23 protein-coding genes and 1 tRNA gene are annotated in these 23,222 nt (G+C 69.0%); 15 read left to right on the top strand and 9 right to left on the bottom strand.

Annotated features, from left to right (window positions below; genetic code table 11):
- Nucleotides 1–57 precede the first annotated feature (57 nt).
- Nucleotides 58–130, top strand: a tRNA-Pro gene (locus ACWZJV_RS16595).
- Nucleotides 131–137: 7 nt separating this feature from the next.
- Here ACWZJV_RS16595 and ACWZJV_RS16590 read toward each other — a convergent pair.
- Entirely contained in the window at nt 138–611 is a 474-nt protein-coding gene (locus tag ACWZJV_RS16590) for a hypothetical protein (RefSeq protein WP_457177225.1), read from the bottom strand.
- 101 nt (nt 612–712) lie between these two features.
- Between ACWZJV_RS16590 and ACWZJV_RS16585 the strand changes: the two genes are divergently transcribed.
- From ACWZJV_RS16585 to ACWZJV_RS16570, 4 genes are read left to right on the top strand one after another with little or no spacing between them, the layout of a single operon-like run.
- A complete protein-coding gene (locus ACWZJV_RS16585; protein WP_008356301.1) occupies nt 713–1,816 on the top strand; it encodes a sensor histidine kinase in 1,104 nt (367 codons plus the stop codon).
- Complete coding sequence (locus ACWZJV_RS16580; protein WP_457177222.1) at nt 1,813–2,586, top strand: LytR/AlgR family response regulator transcription factor; 774 nt, start codon at nt 1,813–1,815, stop codon at nt 2,584–2,586. Before ACWZJV_RS16585 ends, ACWZJV_RS16580 begins: the two co-directional genes overlap by 4 nt.
- A 9-nt stretch (nt 2,587–2,595) precedes the next feature.
- Nucleotides 2,596–2,964, top strand: coding sequence for a DUF485 domain-containing protein (locus ACWZJV_RS16575; protein WP_008356299.1), 369 nt, complete (start codon nt 2,596–2,598; stop codon nt 2,962–2,964).
- Nucleotides 2,961–4,490 (top strand): sodium/solute symporter, encoded by a 1,530-nt coding sequence (locus tag ACWZJV_RS16570; protein ID WP_457177220.1) that lies wholly within the window; start codon nt 2,961–2,963, stop codon nt 4,488–4,490. The genes ACWZJV_RS16575 and ACWZJV_RS16570 overlap by 4 nt, the downstream gene beginning before the upstream one ends.
- Nucleotides 4,491–4,493: 3 nt before the next feature.
- Here ACWZJV_RS16570 and ACWZJV_RS16565 read toward each other — a convergent pair whose 3' ends face one another.
- A complete protein-coding gene (locus ACWZJV_RS16565) occupies nt 4,494–4,811 on the bottom strand; it encodes a hypothetical protein (protein WP_457177218.1) in 318 nt (105 codons plus the stop codon).
- 189 nt (nt 4,812–5,000) lie between these two features.
- On the opposite strand from ACWZJV_RS16565, the gene ACWZJV_RS16560 reads away from it, so the two are divergent.
- The 7 genes from ACWZJV_RS16560 to ACWZJV_RS16530 all read left to right on the top strand — a co-directional run bounded on the left by ACWZJV_RS16560 (nt 5,001) and on the right by ACWZJV_RS16530 (nt 13,420).
- Nucleotides 5,001–6,035 carry a hypothetical protein gene (locus ACWZJV_RS16560; protein ID WP_457177216.1) on the top strand — a complete coding sequence of 345 codons (1,035 nt, stop codon included), beginning with the start codon at nt 5,001–5,003 and terminating at the stop codon, nt 6,033–6,035.
- Between the two features lie 281 nt (nt 6,036–6,316).
- Nucleotides 6,317–6,667 carry a DUF485 domain-containing protein gene (locus tag ACWZJV_RS16555; RefSeq protein ID WP_457177214.1) on the top strand — a complete coding sequence of 117 codons (351 nt, stop codon included), beginning with the start codon at nt 6,317–6,319 and terminating at the stop codon, nt 6,665–6,667.
- A 1-nt stretch (nt 6,668) separates the two neighbouring features.
- Entirely contained in the window at nt 6,669–8,300 is a 1,632-nt protein-coding gene (locus ACWZJV_RS16550; RefSeq protein ID WP_008356290.1) for a solute symporter family protein, read from the top strand.
- Nucleotides 8,301–8,413: 113 nt separating this feature from the next.
- On the top strand, nt 8,414–10,375 hold the full coding sequence (acs, locus tag ACWZJV_RS16545) for an acetate--CoA ligase (protein WP_457177212.1): 1,962 nt from the start codon (nt 8,414–8,416) through the stop codon (nt 10,373–10,375).
- A 173-nt stretch (nt 10,376–10,548) separates the two neighbouring features.
- A complete protein-coding gene (gene nhaA / locus ACWZJV_RS16540; protein WP_008356287.1) occupies nt 10,549–11,847 on the top strand; it encodes a Na+/H+ antiporter NhaA in 1,299 nt (432 codons plus the stop codon).
- A gap of 44 nt (nt 11,848–11,891) precedes the next feature.
- Nucleotides 11,892–12,299, top strand: a complete 408-nt coding sequence (locus tag ACWZJV_RS16535; RefSeq protein WP_008356285.1) for a phage holin family protein — start codon at nt 11,892–11,894, stop codon at nt 12,297–12,299.
- 188 nt (nt 12,300–12,487) lie between these two features.
- Nucleotides 12,488–13,420, top strand: a complete 933-nt coding sequence (locus tag ACWZJV_RS16530; RefSeq protein ID WP_457177209.1) for a DUF559 domain-containing protein — start codon at nt 12,488–12,490, stop codon at nt 13,418–13,420.
- Between the two features lie 224 nt (nt 13,421–13,644).
- On the opposite strand, the gene ACWZJV_RS16525 is transcribed toward ACWZJV_RS16530, so the two are convergent.
- Genes ACWZJV_RS16525 through nth form a run of 4 tightly spaced genes read right to left on the bottom strand, consistent with a single transcriptional unit; the run spans nt 13,645 to nt 16,869 of the window.
- Nucleotides 13,645–14,823, bottom strand: coding sequence for a MarP family serine protease (locus ACWZJV_RS16525; RefSeq protein WP_008356278.1), 1,179 nt, complete (start codon nt 14,821–14,823; stop codon nt 13,645–13,647).
- Nucleotides 14,820–15,524, bottom strand: a complete 705-nt coding sequence (locus tag ACWZJV_RS16520) for an NUDIX hydrolase (RefSeq protein ID WP_457177207.1) — start codon at nt 15,522–15,524, stop codon at nt 14,820–14,822. The genes ACWZJV_RS16525 and ACWZJV_RS16520 overlap by 4 nt, the downstream gene beginning before the upstream one ends.
- Nucleotides 15,521–16,153, bottom strand: coding sequence for a TlpA family protein disulfide reductase (locus tag ACWZJV_RS16515; RefSeq protein ID WP_457177205.1), 633 nt, complete (start codon nt 16,151–16,153; stop codon nt 15,521–15,523). The genes ACWZJV_RS16520 and ACWZJV_RS16515 overlap by 4 nt, the downstream gene beginning before the upstream one ends.
- Entirely contained in the window at nt 16,153–16,869 is a 717-nt protein-coding gene (gene nth, locus ACWZJV_RS16510) for an endonuclease III (protein WP_008356271.1), read from the bottom strand. The genes ACWZJV_RS16515 and nth overlap by 1 nt, the downstream gene beginning before the upstream one ends.
- Nucleotides 16,870–17,067: 198 nt before the next feature.
- On the opposite strand from nth, the gene ACWZJV_RS16505 reads away from it, so the two are divergent.
- The 3 genes from ACWZJV_RS16505 (at nt 17,068) to ACWZJV_RS16495 (ending at nt 20,898) form a co-directional block, all read left to right on the top strand.
- Nucleotides 17,068–17,745 (top strand): Crp/Fnr family transcriptional regulator, encoded by a 678-nt coding sequence (locus tag ACWZJV_RS16505; RefSeq protein WP_008356269.1) that lies wholly within the window; start codon nt 17,068–17,070, stop codon nt 17,743–17,745.
- A 65-nt stretch (nt 17,746–17,810) separates the two neighbouring features.
- A complete protein-coding gene (locus ACWZJV_RS16500; RefSeq protein WP_457177202.1) occupies nt 17,811–18,320 on the top strand; it encodes a SigE family RNA polymerase sigma factor in 510 nt (169 codons plus the stop codon).
- Nucleotides 18,313–20,898, top strand: a complete 2,586-nt coding sequence (locus tag ACWZJV_RS16495) for a TolB family protein (protein ID WP_457177200.1) — start codon at nt 18,313–18,315, stop codon at nt 20,896–20,898. Before ACWZJV_RS16500 ends, ACWZJV_RS16495 begins: the two co-directional genes overlap by 8 nt.
- Before the next feature lie 6 nt (nt 20,899–20,904).
- On the opposite strand, the gene ACWZJV_RS16490 is transcribed toward ACWZJV_RS16495, so the two are convergent.
- Genes ACWZJV_RS16490 through ACWZJV_RS16480 form a run of 3 tightly spaced genes read right to left on the bottom strand, consistent with a single transcriptional unit; the run spans nt 20,905 to nt 23,197 of the window.
- The gene (locus ACWZJV_RS16490; protein WP_457177198.1) at nt 20,905–21,501 is read right to left on the bottom strand and encodes a YdeI/OmpD-associated family protein; all 597 of its coding nucleotides are present in this window, start codon (nt 21,499–21,501) and stop codon (nt 20,905–20,907) included.
- A gap of 17 nt (nt 21,502–21,518) precedes the next feature.
- The gene (locus tag ACWZJV_RS16485) at nt 21,519–22,313 is read right to left on the bottom strand and encodes an MBL fold metallo-hydrolase (RefSeq protein ID WP_457177196.1); all 795 of its coding nucleotides are present in this window, start codon (nt 22,311–22,313) and stop codon (nt 21,519–21,521) included.
- A complete protein-coding gene (locus ACWZJV_RS16480) occupies nt 22,310–23,197 on the bottom strand; it encodes an NUDIX hydrolase (RefSeq protein ID WP_457177194.1) in 888 nt (295 codons plus the stop codon). Before ACWZJV_RS16480 ends, ACWZJV_RS16485 begins: the two co-directional genes overlap by 4 nt.
- Between the last annotated feature and the right edge of the window lie 25 nt (nt 23,198–23,222).

Below are 23,222 nucleotides of genomic sequence, written 5' to 3'. Positions count from 1 at the left end.
CGCAACCAGGCCGCTCCGAGGAAACTCCTCGTGGCGGCCTTCTCTGTCTGTGGACAACGGGTTGTAGGGAAGCGGCCATCCCTCCTGGTTTGGGTCCAGGCGATCGCGGGTTCGAGTCCCGCCAACCCGACGAGGTCTCAGTCGACCTTGGTGACGCGGAGGAACTCCTGGACGTCGAAGACGGCCCGGAAGACGCCGGCGGCCTTGGGGAGCAGCGGCGCGACCTCGGCGTAGGGGACGACCCGCGGGTCGGTGACGCGGTGCTCGATGCCGTCGTGGACGATCGTGGCCGAGTTGGCGGCCAGCACGTTCTGGGCCCAGTCGACCTTCGAGGTGTAGGGCAGGTTGATGACGAAGCCGTCGGGTGTCGGGAACGGCGTGATCGGGGTGGCGTACTCCCGGCCGCTCGCGCGGCCCACGTGGAGGACGACGCCGTTGGTGGCGCCTTCCCCGCCGGCGGTCTTCAGCGCCTCGGCGGCGAACCGCTTCGAGAAGGCGCGGATCCGGTCCTGCAGCCAGGGCGACTTGTTGCGCATGCCGATCACGAAGGCGGCGCCCGCGCCCGCTACACCGACGGCCAGCAGACCCGGGATCACTCGACTCAGTCGCATGCGCCAAACCTACCTCGCGACCCCGCAGCGGCTCGGGTGACAGATAACGTGGGCGCCATCACACTGGAGGTCGATGGAGCACCGGCGAGGAAGGAGCACGGATGCGGCGCTGGAAGCGAACCCACCTGGGCACAGAAGCCGATCGGGCGACCTTCCGCACCCTCCACAACGCATCGCTGGCGAGCCCGGCCCTGCGCGGCGGCCTGACCGTCGACAGCGCCGAGCGCGCCGCCCCGCACCTCCAGGCGCTCCTGGCCGCCCCTGCCCTCGCGATCACCGACACCGACGGCCTGCTCGCCTGGGAGGGCATCGGCACCCATCACCAGGAGCACGTGACCAAGCTGGCCGAGGGCACGCTGGAGCGCGGCGCGACCCGGTTCTACGACCGGGTCGACCTCGAGTGCGGCCAGGCCGGCTGCCCGATCCACTCCGCCGTGGTCAGCCCGCTGGTCGTCGACGACCATCTGGTCGGCACGCTGCAGGCCTACGCCCCGGACACCTCCGCGATGATGGTCCGCGCCACCGACGAGGTCGCGACCTGGGTCTCCGGGCAGCTCGAGCTCGCCGAGCTCGACGCGTCGCGGCGGCGGCTGATGGAGGCCGAGGTGCGCGCTCTGCGCGCTCAGATCAGCCCCCACTTCATCTACAACTCGCTGGGGGCGATCGCCAGCTTCGTACGCACGGATCCGGAGCGGGCGCGGGAGCTGCTCCTGGAGTTCGCGGACTTCACCCGCTACTCCTTCCGCACCCACGGTGAGTACACGACGCTGTCCGAGGAGCTCCGCTCCGTCGAGCGCTACCTGCTCCTGGAGCAGGCCCGGTTCGGCGAGCGGCTCTCGGTCAGGCTGTCGGTCGCGCCCGAGGTGCTGCCGATCGCGGTGCCGTTCCTCTGCCTGCAGCCGCTGGTCGAGAACGCCGTACGCCACGGCCTGGCCGACGCGCAGACCGGCCACATCTCCATCCGGGCCGCCGACAGCGGCACCGAGTGCGTCATCGAGGTCGAGGACGACGGCGCCGGCGAGGACCCGGAGAAGGTACGCAACGCGCTGGCCGGCGGCGCCGACTCCGTCGGGCTCGGCAACGTCGACGCGCGGCTCCGCAACGCCTACGGCGACGACTACGGCCTGGTCGTCGAGACCGCCCGCGGCGCCGGCACGAAGGTCATCCTCAGAATCCCGAAGTTCGCCCCAGGAGTGCACACATGAACGCCCGTACGACGCAGGCATTCGCCGCGCGCCAGGGAGCGCCGGGAGGCCGGCTCCGCGTCCTGGTCGTCGACGACGAGCCGCCGGCGGCCGACGAGCTCTCCTACCTGCTGACCCAGGACGCACGGGTGGCGGAGGTGCGCACCTGCCTCAACGCGACCGACGGGCTGCAGCAGCTGCAGGGCTCGGGCGTCGACGCGGTGTTCCTCGACATCCAGATGCCGGGGCTCAACGGCCTCGAGCTGGCCCGGCTGCTGGCGCGCTTCAAGACGCCGCCGGCGGTCGTGTTCGTGACCGCCCACGAGGAGCACGCGCTCGAGGCGTTCGACCTGCGCGCGGTCGACTACGTGCTCAAGCCGGTGCGCGCGGAGCGGCTGGCCGAGACCGTGACCCGGCTGATGGGCAGCATGCCGGAGGAGGAGCCGAGCGGCGACATCCAGATCCCGGTCGAGCTGGGCGGCGTCACCCGCTTCGTGTGGCGCTCCCAGATCACCCACGTCGAGGCGCAGGGCGACTACGCCCGGCTGCACACCGCCGACGCCTCCCACCTGGTGCGGGTCCCGCTGACGCAGCTGGAGCAGGAGTGGGCATCCGCCCGCTTCGTACGCATCCACCGCTCGCTCCTCGTCAACCTCGCCCACGTGACCGAGGTCCGCTCCGAGGCCGGGCGTTGCTCGGTCGTCGTCGGCGGCGCGTCCCGCGGCACCGAGCTGCAGGTCAGCCGCCGCCACACCCGCCAGCTCAAGGACCTGCTCGCCCGACGCTCATGACCCGATCCGATGACTGAACCCCAACGCGTACGCGTCACCGGTCCGCCCCGGCGTCGCCCGGCCGTCCGCCGGGTCGATGTCGGCGAGGACACCCGCCTCGGCGAGGTCTACCTCGGCTCGCTGATGCGCGCCCAGCTCTCGATCGCCGTACGCACCCTGGCCGTGCTCTTCCTCGGCGTCGGCTCGCTCCCGCTGCTGTTCTGGCTGGCTCCGGGGCTGGTCCACACCTCGCCGTTCGGCATCCCGCTCCCGTGGCTGCTCCTCGGGGTGCTGGTCTACCCGTTCCTGTTCCTCCTCGGCCGCTGGTACCTGCGCGGTGCGGAGCGCAACGAGGCCAGCTACGCCGACCTCCTGAAGTCGGACGACGAGACGCCATGACCTTCGACTCCGCCCCGGCGATCGTCGCGGTCACCCTGGTCACCCTGGCGACGCTGACGATCGGCACCTGGGGGCTGCGATTCAGCCGGACCACGAGCGACTTCTACGTCGCCTCGCGGTCGGTGCGACCCGGCCTCAACGCGAGCGCGATCGGTGGGGAGTATCTCTCCGCCGCCTCCTTCCTCGGTGTCGCCGGACTCGTCTTCACCTCCGGCGCCGAGATGCTCTGGTATCCGATCGGCTGGACCGCCGGCTATCTGGTGCTGCTGACCCTGGTCGCGGCACCTCTGCGCAGGTCAGGGGCGTATACGCTGCCCGACTTCGCCGAGGAGCGGCTCGCCTCGCGCGGCGTCCGGAGGCTCTGCTCGCTGCTGGTCGTATCCATCGGCTGGCTCTATTTGCTGCCACAGCTGCAGGGTGCCGGGCTGACCCTGGAGCTGGTCGCCGGAGCCCCGCGCTGGGTGGGACCGGTGCTGGTCGGGACCGTGGTGCTGGTCAGCGTCTTCTCGGGCGGGATGCGCTCCATCACGTTCGTCCAGGCCTTCCAGTACTGGCTCAAGCTGACCGCCCTGCTGGTGCCGGTCGGGGTGCTGGTCGCGGTCTGGGGCAGCGACGGCGCGCCTCGGGCCACCGACCTCAGCCAGACGTGGTCGCTGCCGATGGGCACCGACGGCTCCGCCGGCCTCTACGCCACCTACTCGCTGATCGCGGCGACCTTCCTCGGCACCATGGGCCTGCCGCACGTGGGCGTCCGCTTCTACACCAACCCCGACGGCCGCGCCGCCCGCCGCACCACCCTGGTCGTGCTGGCACTGCTCGGCGTCTTCTACCTGCTGCCACCGATCCTCGGGTTGTTGGGAAGGGTGTACGCCGCCTCCCCCTCCTCCGCCGACACCCTGGTGCTCGAGCTCCCCCGTCTGATGGTCCCCGGCTGGGCAGGTGACGCCCTCACCGGGCTGGTCTGCGCGGGTGCCTTCGCCGCGTTCCTGTCGACGTCGTCGGGCCTGGCCATCGCCGTCTCCGGTGTGCTCTCCCAGGACGTGGTCGTGCCGCTGCTGCGCCGCCGGGGCAGCAGCTACGGCGGTGTCGCCGCCTTCCGGATCGCCTCCCTGGTCGCCGTCATCGTGCCGGTCGCCGGGGCCCTGCTGACCCCCAGCGTCGGGGTCGCCCGCGGCGTCGCGCTCGCCTTCGCCCTCGCCGCCGCCACCTTCTGCCCGCTGCTACTGCTCGGCATCTGGTGGCGCCGGCTGACCGCCTACGGCGCCGCGACCGGGCTGGTCACCGGGCTCATCACCACCGGCACGGCCGTGGTGTTCACGATCAGTGGGTCGCGTACGGACACCTGGGCGGATGTCGCTCTCAGCCAGCCGGCGCTGTGGGCGGTGCCGCTGTCGTTCGCGGTCATGATCGTGGTCAGCCTCGCCACCGCCGCCCACGTCCCCGCCCACACCACCCGGCTTCTCGTCCGCCTCCACACCCCCGAACCGACGATCGAGCCCGCCGTCGCGCCTGCGCTGCAGCGCTGACTCTCAGCAGACGGTGATCTCCGCCTGAACCGAGGTGGTCCACCCATGACCGTCACCGCCGTGAATCACCAGCAGGTGCGAGCCGGGTGCGAGCGGCTCGACGACAGGGACGTCGAATCGCCGCGCTGACACGCCACCGCGGTTGCCAGCGACGAACCAAGCGCTTGATCCTTCCAGCGCATCGCCGCCTCGATACCCTCCCGCCGCCAGGTGAACGAAAATTCGTTCACCCATCACAGAGCGAACGAATTTTCGTTCGTCCCGGTGACCACCGGCCACGCAGGCGACGGCTCGAAACTCCGGCGAGATGGGCACTTCCATCGCTAACCGGCCCACAAAATCGCGGCTGCTGGTCGCCCGATCCGCCCGTCGAGATCGCATCCCCATATTTAGGGAGACCAGCCTGAGAGCACCCGTCGATGGACGTCGAGCGTCTTTACGATCTCGCGGTTCTCGGCACGTGTCGTCGGGACGCCGCAGCCCGTCCCGAACGATGAATTCGAAAGGCACATGAAGAAGTTCGCAAGCCTCACCGCAGCGGCAATCGTCGTACCGCTGCTTGCGCTGGCCAGCCCGGCCAGCGCCGCCCCCGGAGACGTGACTGCCTCCGCTCGCAACGTCACCCTTCCTCCGGGAGCCTGTGACTACCACGGATACATCGAGGTCAAGGTCGAGAGGGACACGTACGACACTGGCGGATGGCTCTCCCTCGACATCATCGATCCTGCTGGCGCCGAGGTCACCGGAGTCTACGAGCAGCCAATCAGCACGGAGGGGGACGTCGACACCTACGCCAGCACGGTGTTCCTGTGCGATGACCGCCCGGGCACCTACACAGCTCGTGGGTCGGCCGACTACTACAACAGCCAGACCGGCAACGAAAGCTCGTACGGCGTCTCGACGACCTTCACTCTGAAGATCCAGGCGCCTTCCGTGTCGGTCTCTGCCTCGAGCGTGAAGGTCTGGAAGGACACCTGCGGCAACGTCGGCAACGTCGTCGTCAGCGGAGTGAGCAACATCCCGGCAGGCTGGAACCTGTACTCGCGGAGCGGCTACACCTACACCTACAACCAGGCAGGTTCACTCGTCGATTCGAACGCGGGTTCCTTCCGCTGGTGCAGAGGCACGACCGGGACCTATCGTGCGACGACCAGCCAGTTCATCGAGCTCGTCAACCCAGCCACCGGCGATGTCGCCTATGTGTCGCTGAACAGGTCGAAGACCTTCGGCGTCTCGTACAACTCGCCCTACTGGTCGAGCGTGACCAAGTACGGAAGCACTGCCAAGGCGACCGACAAGCGCTGGCGAGTGACCGGCAAGCTTGCCCGCCAGGGCGACTCCAGCTACGGCGGCCGTCGGATCTACCTGCAACGTTGGACCGGCACCAAGTGGGCGACCGCCACGTCGTGCGTGACGCCTTCGACCGGGCGGTGCTCCGTGGCGCTACGACCGCCGAGGCGATCCAGCTACAGGTGGTACGTCCCGGCGACAGCCCGGGTCAAGGCGGACACTTCGGCGACGTTCATCCTGACCCGTCGGGCATAGCTCCGCACGACATCCACGTAGCCGTCAGCTATGAGAGAGGGTCCAGCCTTGTGAATCGTTCACAAGGCTGGACCCTCGGTCGTAGCCGCTCCCGAGCCCTGGGGGGGTCGGTGCCACTCGACGTACGAAATCGACCGCTCGTCGCGCGACCGCGCCGCCCACCGAGGGAGGGCGCGCTACCCCGCGACGAGCGGGGCGAGCGAGCCCTAATGTGACTGCGATCACACGTCGCCCGTCCTTCACCCCCACGATGGACGGCCTCGTCAACGAAAGGGTTAACCGTGAGCGCTGAAGCACACGACCAAGCCCACCGGCACGACCCGGTCTACGACAGCCTGCACGCCACGGCGGAGTTTCGCGCTCTGCGGTCGGCGTACCGGAAGTTCGTCTTCCCGGCCACGGTGGCATTCCTGGCTTGGTACCTCCTCTACGTCGTCTGCTCGAACTGGGCTGAGGGCTTCATGAACACCAAGCTGGTCGGCAACATCAACGTCGCGCTGGTCTTCGGGCTCCTGCAGTTCGCGACCACGTTCGGTATCGCCTACCTCTACGCCAACTACTCCAACAAGCACCTCGACCCGCTGGCTCGGAAGCTCGACGAGGAATACGAGAGCCAGAAGAGGGAGATCTGACATGGACGGTAGCCAGATCCTCACCACGGTCCTCTTCCTGACGGTCGTCGCGATCACGATCGGCATCACCTTCTGGGCGAGCCGGCAGACGAAGACCGCGGCCGACTACTACGCCGGCGGCCGCGGCTTCTCGGGCTTCCAGAACGGGCTCGCGATCGGCGGCGACTACATGTCGGCGGCCTCGTTCCTCGGTATCTCCGGCGCCATCGCGCTGTCGGGCTACGACGGCTTCCTCTACTCGATCGGCTTCCTCGTCGCCTGGCTGGTGGCGCTGCTGCTGGTCGCGGAGGTGCTGCGCAACTCGGGTCGCTACACGATGGCCGACCAGCTGGCGTACCGGATGAAGCAGCGCCCGGTCCGGATGGCGGCCGCGACCTCCACGGTCGTCGTGTCGATCTTCTACCTGCTGGCCCAGATGGTCGGTGCGGGCGCCCTGGTGGCCCTGCTGCTCGGCGTCGAGGACCAGGCGGTCAAGAACGTCGTGATCCTGTTCGTCGGCGCGCTGATGATCTTCTACGTCACCGTCGGCGGGATGAAGGGCACCACCTGGGTCCAGATCGTCAAGGCCGTCCTGCTGATGACCGGCTCGGCGCTGATCGTGATCCTGGTGCTCGCCCAGTTCGGCTTCAACCTCTCCGAGCTGCTCGGCTCCGCCGCCGACGCCTCGGGCAAGGGCGACGCCTTCCTCCAGCCCGGTCTGAAGTACGGCCTGAGCTTCACCAGCGAGCTGGACTTCGTCTCGCTCGGGCTCGCCCTGGTGCTCGGCACCGCCGGCCTGCCGCACATCCTGATCCGCTTCTACACCGTCCCGACCTCGGCGGATGCCCGCAAGTCGGTGCTGTGGGCGATCGGTCTGATCGGCGTCTTCTACCTGTTCACCCTGGTCCTGGGCTTCGGTGCGGCCGCGCTGGTCGACCCGACCACCCTGGACAAGGCCGGCAACCTGGCGGCGCCGCTGCTCGCCCAGGAGGTCGGTGGCGGTGAGGGCTCCATCGGCGGTGCCGTACTGCTGGCACTGATCGCGGCGGTCGCCTTCGCGACGATCCTCGCCGTGGTCGCGGGCCTGACGCTGACCTCCTCGGTCTCCGTCGCCCACGACATCTACAACTCGGTGATCAAGCGTGGCAAGGCCACCGAGAAGGAGGAGCTGAAGGTCTCGCGCTGGGCCGCGGCGGGCATCGGCCTGGTCGCGATCCTGCTGGCCATCCCGGCACAGTCGCTGAACATCGCGTTCCTGGTGGCGCTGGCCTTCGCGGTCGCCGCCTCGGCGAACCTGCCCGCGATCATCTACAACATGTTCTGGGCGCGGTTCAACACCCGCGGCGCGACCTGGTCGATCTACGGCGGCCTGATCTCCTGCGTCGGCCTGGTCTTCTTCTCGCCGGTCGTCTCCGGCAAGACGGCCGTGGACGCGGTGACCGGCGAGACGATCTCCGCCTCGCTGTTCCCGCTCGGCGTGGACTTCTCCTGGTTCCCGCTGGAGAACCCCGGCATCATCTCCATCCCGCTCGGCTTCTTCCTGGGCTGGCTGGGCACGGTGACGTCGAAGGAGCCGGAGACCGCAGAGCGGTACGTCGAGCTCGAGGTCCGCGCCCTCACCGGCGCCGGCTCGGAGAAGGCGATCACGCACTGATCTCCCCACGGCGGGCCGTCGTACATCTGCGGTTGTACGACGGCCCGCCATCATTCTTTCCCCCGCACTACCCTGTGGCTTGAGCCACACATTTTTCGTACGTAGGAGTCACTGTGACCGACGAGACCCTGTCCAACCTGCTGCACGAGAAGCGCCGGTTCGAGCCCCCTGCCGAGCTCGCCGCCGCAGCCAACGTCAAGGCCGACGCGTACGACGCCGCGACCGCGGACCGCGACGCCTTCTGGGCCGCCGCCGCGGAACGGCTCACCTGGGCCAAGCCGTTCGATCGCGTCCTCAACTGGGACAACCCGCCGTTCGCGAAGTGGTTCGAGGGCGGCGAGATCAACGTGGCGTACAACGCCGTCGACCGGCACGTGGAGGCCGGCCTCGGCGACCGGGTCGCGATCCACTGGGTCGGTGAGCCGGCCGACGACAAGCGGACGATCACCTATGCCGAGCTCAAGGACGAGGTCTCGCGGGCCGCGAACGCCTTCGAGGCGTTGGGGGTGTCGAAGGGCGACCGGGTCGCGATCTACATGCCGATGATCCCCGAGGCCGTCTTCGCGATGCTGGCCTGCGCCCGGATCGGCGCGATCCACACCGTCATCTTCGGTGGCTTCTCGGCCGAGGCCCTGGCCGCCCGGATCACCGACTGCAACGCCAAGCTCGTGGTCACCTCCGACGGCGGCTACCGCCGCGGCGCTCCGTCGGCGCTCAAGCCGGCCGTCGACGAGGCGCTGGGCAAGATCGACGCCGGGATCGTGGAGAACGTCGTCGTCGTCCGCCGCACCGGCCAGGACGTCGAGTGGAACGACTCCGTCGACACGTGGTGGTCCGACATCGTCGATGGCGCGTCGGCCGAGCACACCCCGGTCGCGCACGACGCCGAGCACCCGCTCTTCGTGATGTACACCTCCGGCACCACCGGGAAGCCGAAGGGCATCCTGCACACCACCGGCGGCTACCTCACCCAGGCGGCGTTCACCCACTGGGAGGTCTTCGACCTCAAGCCGGAGACCGACGTCTACTGGTGCACCGCCGACATCGGCTGGATCACGGGCCACTCCTACATCGTCTACGGACCGCTGGCCAACGGCGCGACCCAGGTGCTCTACGAGGGCACCCCGGACTTCCCGGAGAAGGGCCGCTGGTGGCAGATCATCGAGGAGTACGGCGTCACCATCTTCTACACGGCGCCGACCGCGATCCGGACGTTCATGAAGCAGGGCCGCGCCATCCCCGACGCCCGCGACCTCTCCTCGGTCCGCCTGCTCGGGTCGGTCGGTGAGCCGATCAACCCCGAGGCCTACATCTGGTACCGCGACGTCATCGGCGGCTCGAAGGTGCCCGTCGTGGACACCTGGTGGCAGACCGAGACCGGCGCGATCATGATCTCGCCGCTCCCAGGGGTCACCCACGGCAAGCCGGGTTCGGCGATGAAGGCGCTGCCGGGTGTGGGCGCCGACGTGGTCGACGACAACGGCGTCCCCGTGCCGGACGGTGCCGGGGGCTACCTCGTGCTCACCCAGCCGTGGCCGTCGATGCTGCGTACGATCTGGGGGGACGACCAGCGCTACATCGACACCTACTGGTCGCGCTTCAAGGACCAGGGCTACTACTTCGCCGGCGACGGCGCGAAGAAGGACGAGGACGGCGACGTCTGGGTCCTGGGCCGCGTCGACGACGTGATGAACGTGTCCGGGCACCGGCTCTCCACCACCGAGATCGAGTCGGCGCTGGTCTCCCACGCCTACGTCGCGGAGGCGGCGGTCGTCGGTGCGACCGATCCCGACACGGGGCAGGCCGTGGTGGCGTACGTCATCCTGCGCGACGGGTCGCCCGAGGACTGCGAGAAGGAGCTCTCCGACCACGTCCGCAAGGAGATCGGCCCGATCGCCAAGCCGCGGCAGATCATGATCGTGCCCGAGCTGCCCAAGACGCGCTCGGGGAAGATCATGCGGCGGCTGCTGCGCGACCTCGCCGAGGGTCGCGGTGTCGGCGACACCACCACGCTCGCTGACCAGACGATCATGGATCTGATCGCCGCCGGGCAGGCGACCTCCACCGAGGACTGATCCGCTCGGCATCGCGGCCCGGTCGCCCTCGTGGGCGACCGGGCCGCTGCGTACTCGCGATCGCGTCCACTTCACGGACGAGGCCGAGGACGCTTGCTAGGGTCGAGGTCAGGTGTGCCGGGAAGTCTGGTCGGCGTGAGTTCGTCGACCCCTGAGCCGCTGGAGGCCCACTCGTGACCGACACCCGCAACCGCCTGTTCACCCGTGGCTCCTGGCTGGAGACCTCGCGTACCGCCGAGATCCTGCGCGCCGAGACGACCGGCGGCATCCTCCTCATCATCGCCGCGGTGATCGCGGTCGTCCTCGCCAACAGCCCGTTGCAGGACGCGTACGAGGCGCTCCGGGACTTCCGCGTCGGGCCGGCCGCGCTCCATCTCGACCTGAGCATCGGGGCCTGGGCGGCCGACGGCCTGCTGGCGATCTTCTTCTTCGTCGCCGGCCTCGAGCTCAAGCGCGAGTTCGTCTCCGGCGACCTGCGTGACCCCCGCAGGGCCGCGCTGCCGATCGCGGCCGCGGTCGGCGGCATGGTCGTGCCGGCCCTGGTCTACGTGGCGGTCAACGTGATCGGCGACGGCTCGCTCGCCGGCTGGGCGACCCCGGTGGCCACCGACATCGCCTTCGCGGTCGCGATCCTGGCGGTCATCTCGACGCACCTGCCGGCAGGGCTGCGTACGTTCCTGCTGACGCTCGCCGTCGTCGACGACCTCCTCGGCATCATCGTCATCGCGATCTTCTTCACCTCGGAGCTGCACATCGGGATCCTGCTGCTGGCGCTCGTCCCGATCGGGCTCTTCGCGGTGCTCGTGCAGCGTCGGATCCGTAGCCCGTGGCTGCTGCTCCCGCTCGCCGCGATCGCCTGGGCGCTCGTCCACGCCAGCGGCGTCCACGCCACCGTCGCCGGCGTACTGCTCGGCTTCACCGTGCCGGTCATCGCCCGCAACCCGGAGGCCAAGCGCGGCCTCGCCGAGCACTTCGAGCACCTGGTCCGGCCCATCTCCGCCGGTATCGCGGTGCCGATCTTCGCCTTCTTCGCCGCGGGCGTCTCGTTGGGAGGCTGGTCGGGGATCACCGGGGCGTTCCGCGACCCGATCACGTTGGGCATCATCCTCGGCCTGGTCGTCGGCAAGACCGTCGGCATCACCGGTTCGACCTGGCTGCTCGCCCGGTTCACCCGGGCCTCGCTCGACGACGACCTCGCCTGGACCGACGTCATCGGGATGGCGATGCTGGCCGGCATCGGGTTCACCGTGTCGCTGCTGATCGGCGAGCTGGCCTTCGGGTCGGACCCGTCCGCTCACGACCACATGAAGGTGGGCGTCCTGTTCGGCTCCGTGCTGGCCGCGCTGCTCGCCACGGTCGTGCTGCGCGCCCGCAACCGGGTCTACCGTCGCATCGAGCAGCTGGAGACGATCGACGCCAACAAGGACGGCGTGCCGGACGTGTTCGAGGATGATCAGGGTCGGGACCGGTAAGGTCGTGGACGCTCCCCAACACACACGTTCAGCGAAGGGTTCCCATGGCAGTCGACATCGTGAAGTCCCCGGGCGGCGAGGACCCGACGATCGGGAAGCTCGTCGTCGACGCCACTCGTGACATCTCCGAGCTCGTCAACAAGGAGATCACGCTCGCCAAGCAGGAGCTCAAGGTCTCGGTGACCAACGCCGGCGTCGGCATCGGCCTCTTCGCCGCCGCCGCGTTCCTGCTCGTCCTGGCCGTGATCATGCTCTCCGTCTCGGTGGCCTACTTCATCCACTGGGCCGGCCTCGGCCTGCACTGGTCCTTCCTCATCGTCTTCGGCTTCTACGTCTTGCTGGCCGCGTTGCTCGGATTCATCGGCGTACTCAAGGTGAAGAAGGTCAAGGCCCCCGAGAAGGCCATCGCCCAGGGCAAGGAGATCCCCCGGGCGCTCAAGGGCCAGCGCTGACCCTCACCGCCGAGGCGTCAGCCCCGTCGGCCGAGGCGTCAGCCCCGTCGGCCGAGGCGTCACTCCGGTCGGCCGAAACGTCACGGTGACGGGCCAGTTTCCTTCCACAGGGCAGATTGATCCCGGAGTTATCCACAGCTGCGGAAAAGACGGATGACTTCGTACGCGGCCTGACGCACGCTGCGGCCATGAACCTCTCACTCGTCAAGACCGACGGCCCTCTGCCTGATCGACCCTTCACCACGTCCGACATCGAGTCGGTCGCGACCAGTCGCTACGCGCTCGCCCAGGCGATCAGCCATGGCGACGTACGCCGCCCGTTCCGGGGCGTCTATCTCGCCGCCCAGGCCGAGGACGACCCGGTCAAGCGCGCCGAGGCGCTGGTGCACGTGGTGTCCGAGCACCAGGTGATCAGCGACCGCACCGCCGCCTGGGTGCACGGGATCAACGCGTTCACCCAGACAGAGCTGGCGCAGGTTCCGGCCGTGGAGACGTGTGCCGTCCGGGGTCACACCCGCACGCGGCGCCCGGGCACCGACGGCCGCTCGCGGGACCTGCTCCCCAAGGACATCACCGTCATCAGCGGCGTACGTGTGACGACACCGCTGCGGACGGCGCTCGACCTCGGCTGCAACCTGAACCGGCGCGAGGCGATGGCGGCGCTCAACGAGTTCGCCCGACACCACGGGATCACCCGTGCAGCCCTCGACAAGGAGTTGCCGCGGTTTCGGGGACGTCGCGGTGTCGTCCAACTCCGGGAGCTCGTCCCGCTTCTCAACCGTCGCCTCGAGTCGCAGCGCGAGTCTTGGACCTTGCTCGCGATCAACGACGCCGGTCTCCCTCTTCCCGAGGCTCAGGTCTGGGTGGACGTCGAAGGAATCCCGACCTACCGACTCGACTTCGCCTATCGACTCGCCAAGGTCGCGATCGAGTACGACGGCGATGGCCATGACGACCCCGACCAGCGAATCTACGACGAAGAGCGCCGGGGCTGGCTGATCGATCACGGCTGGACGATCGTCATCGTGCGCAAGGGTGACTTCACCGGCGACCGTCTCGACGCCTGGCTCCGCGAGATCAAGGACGCCCTGACCCCGACCTACTCCTCACGCCGCTTCTGACCGAGCCGTCACCGCCGCCGGCCGAGCCGTCACCGCCGCCGGCCGAGCCGTCACCGCCGCCGGCCGAGGCGTCACCGCCGCGAGCCGAAGCGTCAGCCGCGCTGGCCGAAGCGTCGCTCCCGTCGGCCGAGTTGGCATCGTGTTGCCAACTCGGCCGACGTAAGTGACGTCTCGGCAGGCCTGCCTGACGTCTCGGCCGACCTAGCCGACGCCTCGGCGAGAAGTCAGCCGGCGCAGGCTCCCGTGTCGACGGCAGCGGTCTGCGAGCGAGCCTCGCGAGCGATGTCGATGACCTGGTCGGTGGTGAGGGCGTAGCCGGTCTCGGAGTCGGTGACCGAGGCGGCGAAGACGACGCCGACGACGTCGCCCTCGGAGTCGACGATGGGGCCGCCGGAGTTGCCGGGGCGGATGAGGCTGCGTACGGAGTAGACGTCTCGGATGACGGTGCCGACGCCGTAGATGTCGGGCGAGCGGAGGCGCTGCTCGGCACGGATACGGCCGGGCTGTACGTCGAAGGGGCCGTCCTGCGGATACCCCAGGACCGCGATCGGGTCCTCGGCAGCGGCAGTGCGGTCGAACTCGAGACGGTCGAGGTTGCCGCCGCCCTTGAACTTCAGGACCGCGATGTCGATCTCGGGATCGTAGTGGACGACCTTGGCGTCGTTGGCTCCGTCGCCGACGATCACGTTGGGGTCATCGACGCCGGCCACGACGTGGGCGTTGGTCATCAGGTAGCCGCGCCCGATGACGAAGCCGGTGCCCTCGACTCCCTTGCCACACTCGTTGGCGCCACGGATCTTGAGGACCGACTCGCCGGCGCGTACGACATCCGGGTCGGTGAGCATGCGGCGCGGGCCCGGCCCGACCTCGACGATCCGCTCACGGGCGAACGGCTCCAGGTAGCGCGGGAAGAACGAGGTGCCGACGACGTCGTTGAACGCGCGCAGCGCACGGTCGGCGGGCGACGGCATGATCGAGTCGACCTTGGCCAGGATCGCCGACCCGCGTACGGCCGGGGTCAGCCCGTTGATCTGAGCTCCGGAGACCGCCACACCGAGCGCCCAGGCGACCACCAGCACGGCAGCCGCGCTGAGCAGCGATCCACCGAGCGCATCGACGATCCGAGCCGGCTGCCAGGTGATCTCGTCGCGCACCCTGACTCCGCCGTACTGCAGCACCGCCTGGCCGATGGATGCACAGGCGATCACGACGAACAGCGCACCGAGCGATACCCACAACGACGGCGCTGCGCTGCCCAGCACCTTCGGCGCCAGCCAGATGCCGATGAAGCCGCCGAGCAGCAGTCCACCGGTCGCGAAAGCGCCGGTGATGAAGCCCTGCCAGTAGCCCGAAAGCGCATAGGCCCCGACGAGGACGATCAGGATCCAATCAAGAAAGTTCACGGCCGATTCCGTTCGCGTCCCTGCAGCATGTATTCGGGCAACTCCTTGATCGGGGCGTCCGGAATCTCCGAGATCCACCCGAGATAGGTGAAGAAGCGGTTGATGATTCCACCTGTAAAGCCCCAGAGGATGACATCCTTCTCCGGTCCGATCAAGAACGCGGGCATCAGCCATCCGCCGCGCCCCGGCGAACCCACCTGGATCCGGTGGGCCGGATCCATGAGATCGGACAACGGCACCCGATAGACCGCGTGCACCTCCTCGACCGAGCGCGTCGTCACCGGCGACGGCTCCCGCCACCACGCGATGATCGGCACCACGGCATGGTTGGAGAACGGGATCCACAGCGCCGGCAGCCGACCCACGACGTCGACACCTGTCGGGTCGAGGCCGGTCTCCTCCCACGCCTCGCGGAGCGCGGCTTCCTCGGCGGTCTCCCCGGGATCGAGCCGTCCGCCTGGGAACGACACCTGGCCGGGGTGTGAGCGCATCGTGTGCGAGCGCTCGGTCAGCAACAGATCGGGGCCCTCGGGACCTTCACCGAAGAGCATGAGCACGGCCGACTCCCGCGCACTGCCGTCCGCGGGCGGCAGGAACTGCGAGATGTCCTCGCCCTGGATCCGCTCGGCCGCGTCGACGATCTCGTCGAACCACTCCGGCCGCGCGAAGCCAGGACGGTTCGCCCGCTGAGGCTCGCTCACAGCGTGATCCCCAGCTTCTTCTCGACCAGCTGCTTCACCTGGGTCTCGCTGTCCATCCCGCCCATCTGAAGCAGCTCCACCTCACCCGAGGAGGACAGGACGTACGTCGTCGGCACCGCCCGCGCGGTGAGCGGACCGCCCTGCAGCTCACCGCCGGGATCGGCGTACATCGGGAAGGTCACCCCGCGCGAGATCGCCTCCTCGAGCGCGACCCCGGGGACGGTGTCCAGGACGTCGATGCCGATCACCGGCACCTCGTCACCGTAGGTCTCGTAGAAGCTCTGCAGCGCGGGCATCTCCTCCTTGCAGGGCGCGCAGAAGCCCTGGAAGAGGTTGATCACCATCGGCCCCTCGAACGAGGCGAGGTCGGCCGACTCGCCACCACCGAGGCACGGCAGCTCGACCGACGGCAGACCACCGTCGCTCGCAGACCCCGGGCGGCACTCCTCCACGTCGGATGCCTTCTTGGCCGCCACCATCTCGTCGGTGGCCACGTCGACGTTCGAGGAGGACGGTCCGTCGCCGAGCGGCGCGCCGGACTGCCCGCCACCGGCCGAGGACTCGGTGCCGCAACCGGCCAGGCTCGCCAGCAGCAGAGCGGCCATCGCCGCACCAACTCGACGAAGCATCAGTTGCGGCCCTCCGTGCGGACCAGCTTCGCGGCGGCGACCGGGTCGGTCGGTCCCTCACCGTACGCAGGGCACAGCTGCGACACCGGGCAGGCACCGCACGCCGGCTTCTGGGCGTGACAGATCCGCCGCCCGTGCCAGATCACGTGGTGGGACAGCATCGTCCAGTCCCGCTTCTCGAACAGCGCGCCGACCTCGTGCTCGACCTTGACCGGGTCCTTCTCGGTCGTCCAGCCGAAGCGACGCGAGAGCCGACCGAAGTGGGTGTCGACGGTGATCCCCGGCTTGCCGAAGGCGTTGCCGAGCACCACGTTGGCGGTCTTGCGCCCGACACCGGGCAGCTTGACCAGCTGCTCCAGGCGGGAGGGCACCTCCCCGTCGTACTCCTCCACCAGCACGGCGCTCAGCTTCAGCAGCGCGTCGGTCTTGGCGCGGAAGAAGCCGAGCGGCCCGACGAGCTGCTCCAGGTGCTCCCGGGGCGCCGCCGCCATCTCCTTCGCGGTCGGGTAGGCCGCGAACAGGGCGGGCGAGGCCAGGTTGACCCGCTTGTCGGTCGTCTGGGCGCTCAGCACCGTGACGACGAGGCACTCGAACGGGTTGGTGAAGTCGAGCTCGGCCTTCGCATCGGGGTAGGTCTCACCGAGGATGCGGTCGATCCGACGGGCGCGACGCACCAGACCCAGGCGCGTCTCAGTCGCAAACTTCTGGGCAGGCACGCAGCAAGGCTACGCGGCCGCACCGACAATCCCGATCCGGCCCAGCAGACGACTAGCACAAATACGGCCACACACATGCACTTTCTGGGCTTATCGGTGGCTTATCGGTGGGGGATGTGCACCTGTGAGACGTTCCACAGATAGGATTCCCGGTGTAATACCCGCGGATGTGGGGAAAATCCAGGAGGAATGGCCGCAATGGACAACGACGTACTCCGTCAGGCACCGCTCTTCAGCGCACTCGACGACGAGTCGATGACGGCCCTGCACGCCTCGATGGCAGAGTCGAAGCTCCGCCGCGGAGAGGTGCTCTTTCACGAGGGTGACTCCGGCGACAAGCTGTACGTCGTGATCGACGGCAAGGTGAAGCTCGGCCGCACCTCGTCCGACGGCCGCGAGAACCTGCTCGCGATCATGGGCCCCGGCCAGATGTTCGGCGAGCTGTCGCTCTTCGACCCGGGCCCCCGCTCGGCCACCGTCACCGCGGTCACCGACTCCGCCTTCGCCAGCCTCTCGCACGAGGACCTCCTCAAGTGGCTCGAGGGCCGCCCGGTCGTCGCCCGCGGCCTGCTCGCCCAGCTGGCCGGCCGCCTCCGCAAGGCCAACGACGTCGTCGCCGACCTCGTCTTCTCCGACGTCCCCGGCCGCGTCGCGAAGGCCCTCCTCGACCTCGCCGACCGCTTCGGCCGCACCGCCGACGACGGCGTCCACGTCCACCACGACCTCACCCAGGAGGAGCTCGCCCAGCTCGTCGGCGCCTCCCGCGAGACGGTCAACAAGGCCCTGGCCGACTTCGCCAGCCGCGGCTGGCTCCGCCTCGAGCCGCGCAGCGTGGTCATCATGGATATTGAGCGCATGGCCCGCCGCGCCCGCTGAGTCTTTACCTTTCAACAGGCACCCGGCCTCCTCTCATCCGGCGTAGTAGCCGGTGAAAGGAGGCCGTGTCTTTGTTCTCCCCCACAGATCTCGATCGCGGGGCGTTCGAGCATTTCGTACGCTCCCGGGTCCCGGCGCTGTCCCGAACCGCCTACCTGCTCACCGGTGACGCGCACCTCGCCGAAGACCTCGTCCAGCAGGCCCTCCTCTCCGCCGCCAAGTCGTGGCATCGCATCCAGGGCGACCCCGAGCCGTACGTCCGTCGCATCCTCTACACCCAGAACATCTCCTGGTGGCGCCGACGTCGTCTTCAGGAGACTCCGATGGAGTCGTACGAGGCACCTTCTGCCCCGGCAAAGGACTCCGATCTCCGGCTGAGCCTCGAGCAGGCGCTCGCCGAGCTGACCCCGAGGCAACGCACGATCCTCGTGCTCAGATTCTTCGAAGATCTCACCGAGGTCCAGACCGCCCACGTCCTCGGGATCCACTCCGGCACGGTCAAGTCCACGACCCGCAAGGCCCTCGCCCGCCTGCGCACCCTCGCACCTCATCTCGAGGAGCTTCTCCATGACTGACCAGCAGCTCCGTGAGGAGCTCCACCGCATCGCCGAGCGAGCCCCCGAGGCGTACGTACCCACCGACACCTTCGTCCGCGGCCGCCGCGCCCATCGCCGCTCGGTCGTCATCGCCGTCAGTGCGATCTCAGCCGCCGTCGCGCTCATCGCCGGCTCCGTCGCCTTCGCTCCGCACCGCGACTCGGCCGAGGTCGACCCCGCCCGCGGCGACACCGATCTCGCCGTCCCGGACACGATCTATGCGGCGCCGACGTGGCTGGCCGAGACCGAGGACGGCCGCTACGTCAACGTCGGGAAGCTGGAACACGACCTGGCCATCGGCACGGGCGCGATCGCGTACGTCCAACCGGCTCAGGACTCGAACGGAGCCGTCGCGGTCGTCGTCGATGCCGACGACGGCGACTACCACCCGCTCGCCCTCGACGACTTCATCGGCCTCGATCCCTACTGGCAGAACTCATACGGCGACGACGGCGGGCACCGCCCGCTCGCTCTCTCACCGGACGGGACCCACCTGGCGTGGTCCTGGGGTCTGGGTCGTGACGCGGCGCCCGACAGTCAGCGCGTCTCGGGCGGCGTACGCATCGCCGACCTGACCACCGGCGAAATCTCCGAGTGGGACCTCAGCTACGACGGGAGCACCTACGTCACGGGCGTGAAGTGGTCCGAGGGCGGAAGGCAGCTGCTCTGGACCGGGCTACAGATGGACCGCTGGGACACCGCGGGGTACGTCCCAGGCGATGTCGTCGCGGGCGTCATCACCCACGCGTCGGCCAAGGTGACCACCTACTCCGGAGAGATCGGCGACGCGACAGACCTCGGCCTCTGGGCGGTCTCCGACGAGGGTGCGATCGCCTTCAACGGCACCCCCGATGATCAACTACATGTCCAATCCGCCGAGGGGAAGCTCACCGCTCTGCGGCTTCCCGAGAGCGCTTCCGTCTACGTGCCGATCATGTTCCACGGCTCTGACCTCTACATCACCTCGGAGGATGGGCTTGTCCCCGTGGACGGCGACGGCCAGACCTACGCCACCCCCTCCGATGGCATGTGGCGGCCAGTGGGCTGGTCGGGAGATGCGCCGCTGCTCAAACTCTACGGCGCCGACAACGTCTACTTCGGTCAGGTCTGGAACGTCGATGACGAGGCAGCGGACAAGGTCGCCGGTGGCAACTCGCTGATCGCACTCGACGGCAGCGCCGGGATGGTTGCGGACACGGTGAGCATCGCCTACGACCTCATCGACGCCGACTCGATCAAGCACCCGACGGTGCCTCGGAGCAAACCGTTCTTCTGGCCCCCGTGGATCGGCGGGGCGGTTTTCTGGCTGGTTGCTGCACTCGTGATGGTCGTCGTCTGGCGGCGAGCGAGGCGCATGCTCCTGGTCGTCGCCGTCCTCGCTGCTCTGCTGATCCTCGCGGGCGCTCTCTTCCTCATCGATACGACCGGCGCCTTGTCGCGAGGTGACAACGTGGAGGGACCAGGCGGCGTGATCGAGATCGAGGCGCAAGGTGATTCGGACGTACCGAGTCGTGCTGTGATTCCCACCCAGATCCGCTGGAACGACCCGTTTCAGGAGGGCGCTCCCGACGTGCCCATCAGCACCTCGTTCGACGTCGGCTGGGCCCTCGCCGCCTTCGAGGATCCCTACAGCCGGGAACAGATCCAAGCCGTGGTGATCACGGCGGCAGGCAGGTACCACAGGCTCGCCCTGCCGGACAGCGACGGAACCCGAGTGCTCTCCGACGAACCGACCGTGGAACTGTCACCCGACGGTTCTCGACTCGCGTATTCGACGTGGAAGGGGCCTGACGGAAGTCGCGTCAACATCGTCAACCTGCTCTCCGGGGATGTCGACACCTTCGTTCTCGGGATCACCGGCAATCACAACCGGGTGAGGAGCCTCGCCTGGTCACCCGATTCCACCTGGCTGGTGTGGTCCAGCGAGCAGGGAGGGTCTGAGGATGCAGGGAGGATCAACATCTCGGACGGCACGAGCCAACGCCTTCCTGATGGCTCCTGGACCAACGCGGGCATCTCCGCCGACGGCACGGTCGGGATGCGTTCGAGCGACCGTACGCGGGTATGGCCAGGCTATGAAGGTGACCTTCCGGGAGACGAGTCCACCACGGTGTCGACCTGGGTCGGATCCATGATCGGCGACGACGGTCCGAGCATTGGTTCGGTCGGCTTCACCCGCACACGCACAGTGCTCAGCCTCGGACCGAAGCCTTCAGTTCGCAGCGTCGACGTCGACGGTCGGACCTTCGAAGGCGTCGCTGGCTGGGACCCCCATGGCACGGCGTTGATCGTGACCAGGAAAGAGGACGACAGGGATCTCCGTACGGTCGCCTCCGACGGGTCGACCGACATCGTCGCTCACATCGACACCGGCGTGCAGAACCTGAGCGTCGCAACGTCTTTGTCCCCTGACGTCGTGGTCTCGGTTCCGGAGACCGAGTGGGCCGAGCCCAGCCCGCTCCGCTGGCTGCCGCCCATCGGAGCCATCGGTGCAGTCGTGACCGGCTTCCTCATCTGGGGACACGTCAGGCGAAAGAAGACCGAGATGGCCACCTGAACGGGGCTACCGGGGCCGGCGCTTCTGGGGGTGGATCGTCTCGTGCCGCGCCAGCATGGCGACGTACTCCTCGATCCTGCGCGCCCGGGCGGCCTCGGTCTTCAGCGCGGTGATGCGGTGGTAGAGGGCGTAGCGATTCTGCGAGGTGAGGACGTCGTACATCGCCTGCGCCTCGGGCACCGCGGCGATCGCGGCGAGGAGATCGGGAGGCGTCTCGGCGGTGGCCGGACCGGCATACGCCGCCTCCCACCGCCCATCAGCCTTCGCCGCCTCCACCGCAACCCGTCCGGCGGCGGTCATCCGGCCCTCGGCCTCGAGCCGGGCGATGTGCTCGACGTTCCGCAGTGACCAGCGGCTCTTCGGCCCACGCGGCGTGAACCGCTGGAACGACGACTGATCGTCGCGCCGCCGGGCCTGACCGTCGATCCAGCCGAAGCAGAGCGCTTCGTCGAGCGCGGTCTGCCAGGTCAACGTGGTCAGCGTGCCGCCCTTCTTGGTCAGCACCAGCCAGACCGCGGACGTGTCGGCATGATGCTCCTCCAGCCAACCCCGCCAAGCGGGCGGATCGGGAAGCAGGAGCTCGACTCCGGGCAGGGTGGCCATGAGCCGAAGAGTAGGCCTCAGCGCTCGGCGAGGTAAGCCAATTGCGCCCTGACCGAGAGCTCGGCCGCACCCCACAGGACCTGGTCGACGTCGGCGTACACGATCTCGACGATCGCCCTCGGGTCCGCCTCGACGGGCGTGGCGCCGAGCTCGGCGAGGGCGCTCTCGACCTGTCCGAGGCGCTCCCGGCGGTGGGCGATGTAGTAGTCGAGCGCTCCGAGAGCGTTCCCGATGACCGGGCCATGACCCGGCCAGACGCTGCCGACGCCATGCTCGGAGGCGAGCGCGTGGAGGCGGTCGAGCGAGTCCAGGTAGGCGCCGAGCTCGCCGTCGGGGTGGGCGACCACGGTGGTCCCGCGGCCGAGGACGGTGTCTCCGGTCAGCACGGCTCGGTCTCCCGGCAGCCAGAACGACAGCGAGTCCGAGGTGTGCCCGGGAGTTCCGACGACGCGGATCTCCAGGCCGTCGACCTCGATCACGTCACCGTCGCCGAGCCCCTCGGTGCCGAGCCGGTACTCCGGATCGAGAGCACGTACGCCGGCCCCGACCCGCTCGGCGAAGGCCCGCGCCGCCTCGGAGTGGTCGTAGTGGTGATGGGTCAGCAGCACCGTCGCCACCTCGCCGGCGGCTTCCGCGACCGCATCGAGATGCCCCTCGTCGAGAGGGCCGGGGTCGATCACGACCGACCGGCGCGCGCCCGGCTCGCGCAGCACCCAGGTGTTGGTGCCGTCGAGCGACATGATGCCGGGGTTGGGCGCGAGGATGCACTGGCCGCGCTCCCCGAAGGTCCCACCTGACCAGGACTCGGTCATGAGCGTCCCCTTCCGGCGACGAGCGAGGCGTGCAGCGGCATCATCGACAGCGCGTGGCCGCCGTCGACCTCCGTGACGGCAGGCGTGAACATGGTCAGCTCGCGCTCCGCGGCGGCGGCGAGCACGTCGTCCTCGGTGCCGATCGAGGCGATCTCGAGGCAGTTGAGGTAGGTCGGCGGCATCATCGCCAGCTCGCCGGCCTCGACCTGGTCGACCGCCTCGGCGGCGCTGAGCCAGTGCACCGAGGAGGACTCGCTCGACACGTCCCGGGTGACCTGCCCCTCGGGCAGCCGGGCGACGAAGAACCAGGTCGCGAAGCGCTTCGGCTCGAAGACCGGCGTCGTCCAGGCGGCCCACGGCCCCAACAGATCCGTACGCAGCACCAGCCCGCGCCGGGTCAGCAGCTCGGTCAACGACAGCGAGTGCGACTCCAGCGCGACCCGGTCCGCCTCCCAGTCCGAGCCCGAGACGTCATCGACGACGGCATCGGCCGACGTCCCGGCGAGCAGTACGCCGCACTCCTCGAACGTCTCCCGCACCGCCGCGGCGACCAGCGCTCGCGCGCGGGCCTCGTCGACCCCGAGCCGGCGTGCCCACTCACCGGCGGACGGCCCGGCCCAGCAGGAGTCGGGCAGCTCGGCGTCGCGTACGTCCACACCGCCGCCGGGGAAGACGGCCATCCCGGCGGCGAACCCCATCGTCAGCTGACGACGGAGCAGATAGACCTCCGGGCTGGAAGAGGACCCGGCATCCGAGCCCGGCCGCAGCAGCAGGACCGTCGCCGCGTCGCGCGGCTCGACCGGGGTGCGTACGCCCTCGGCGTACTCCCCGGCCAAGGCCACGATGTCGTCACCAAGCCGGACGGGAGGGATCGGGATGCGCACGCTCGTCACTGTAGCGACGCGCGCA

The organism is Nocardioides sp. WG-D5 (assembly GCF_054031175.1).
This window is presented reverse-complemented; position numbering and strand designations above follow the sequence as displayed.

Excerpts from the sequence above, each read along its gene's own strand:
- ACWZJV_RS16590 (WP_457177225.1), bottom strand. The coding sequence starts at position 611 with ATGCGACTGAGTCGAGTGATCCCGGGTCTGCTGGCCGTCGGTGTAGCG.
- ACWZJV_RS16585 (WP_008356301.1), top strand. The coding sequence starts at position 713 with ATGCGGCGCTGGAAGCGAACCCACCTGGGCACAGAAGCCGATCGGGCG.
- ACWZJV_RS16580 (WP_457177222.1), top strand. The coding sequence starts at position 1,813 with ATGAACGCCCGTACGACGCAGGCATTCGCCGCGCGCCAGGGAGCGCCG.
- ACWZJV_RS16575 (WP_008356299.1), top strand. The coding sequence starts at position 2,596 with ATGACTGAACCCCAACGCGTACGCGTCACCGGTCCGCCCCGGCGTCGC.
- ACWZJV_RS16570 (WP_457177220.1), top strand. The coding sequence starts at position 2,961 with ATGACCTTCGACTCCGCCCCGGCGATCGTCGCGGTCACCCTGGTCACC.
- ACWZJV_RS16565 (WP_457177218.1), bottom strand. The coding sequence starts at position 4,811 with ATGGAAGTGCCCATCTCGCCGGAGTTTCGAGCCGTCGCCTGCGTGGCC.
- ACWZJV_RS16560 (WP_457177216.1), top strand. The coding sequence starts at position 5,001 with ATGAAGAAGTTCGCAAGCCTCACCGCAGCGGCAATCGTCGTACCGCTG.
- ACWZJV_RS16550 (WP_008356290.1), top strand. The coding sequence starts at position 6,669 with ATGGACGGTAGCCAGATCCTCACCACGGTCCTCTTCCTGACGGTCGTC.
- ACWZJV_RS16535 (WP_008356285.1), top strand. The coding sequence starts at position 11,892 with ATGGCAGTCGACATCGTGAAGTCCCCGGGCGGCGAGGACCCGACGATC.
- ACWZJV_RS16530 (WP_457177209.1), top strand. The coding sequence starts at position 12,488 with ATGAACCTCTCACTCGTCAAGACCGACGGCCCTCTGCCTGATCGACCC.
- ACWZJV_RS16515 (WP_457177205.1), bottom strand. The coding sequence starts at position 16,153 with ATGCTTCGTCGAGTTGGTGCGGCGATGGCCGCTCTGCTGCTGGCGAGC.
- ACWZJV_RS16505 (WP_008356269.1), top strand. The coding sequence starts at position 17,068 with ATGGACAACGACGTACTCCGTCAGGCACCGCTCTTCAGCGCACTCGAC.
- ACWZJV_RS16495 (WP_457177200.1), top strand. The coding sequence starts at position 18,313 with ATGACTGACCAGCAGCTCCGTGAGGAGCTCCACCGCATCGCCGAGCGA.
- ACWZJV_RS16490 (WP_457177198.1), bottom strand. The coding sequence starts at position 21,501 with ATGGCCACCCTGCCCGGAGTCGAGCTCCTGCTTCCCGATCCGCCCGCT.
- ACWZJV_RS16485 (WP_457177196.1), bottom strand. The coding sequence starts at position 22,313 with ATGACCGAGTCCTGGTCAGGTGGGACCTTCGGGGAGCGCGGCCAGTGC.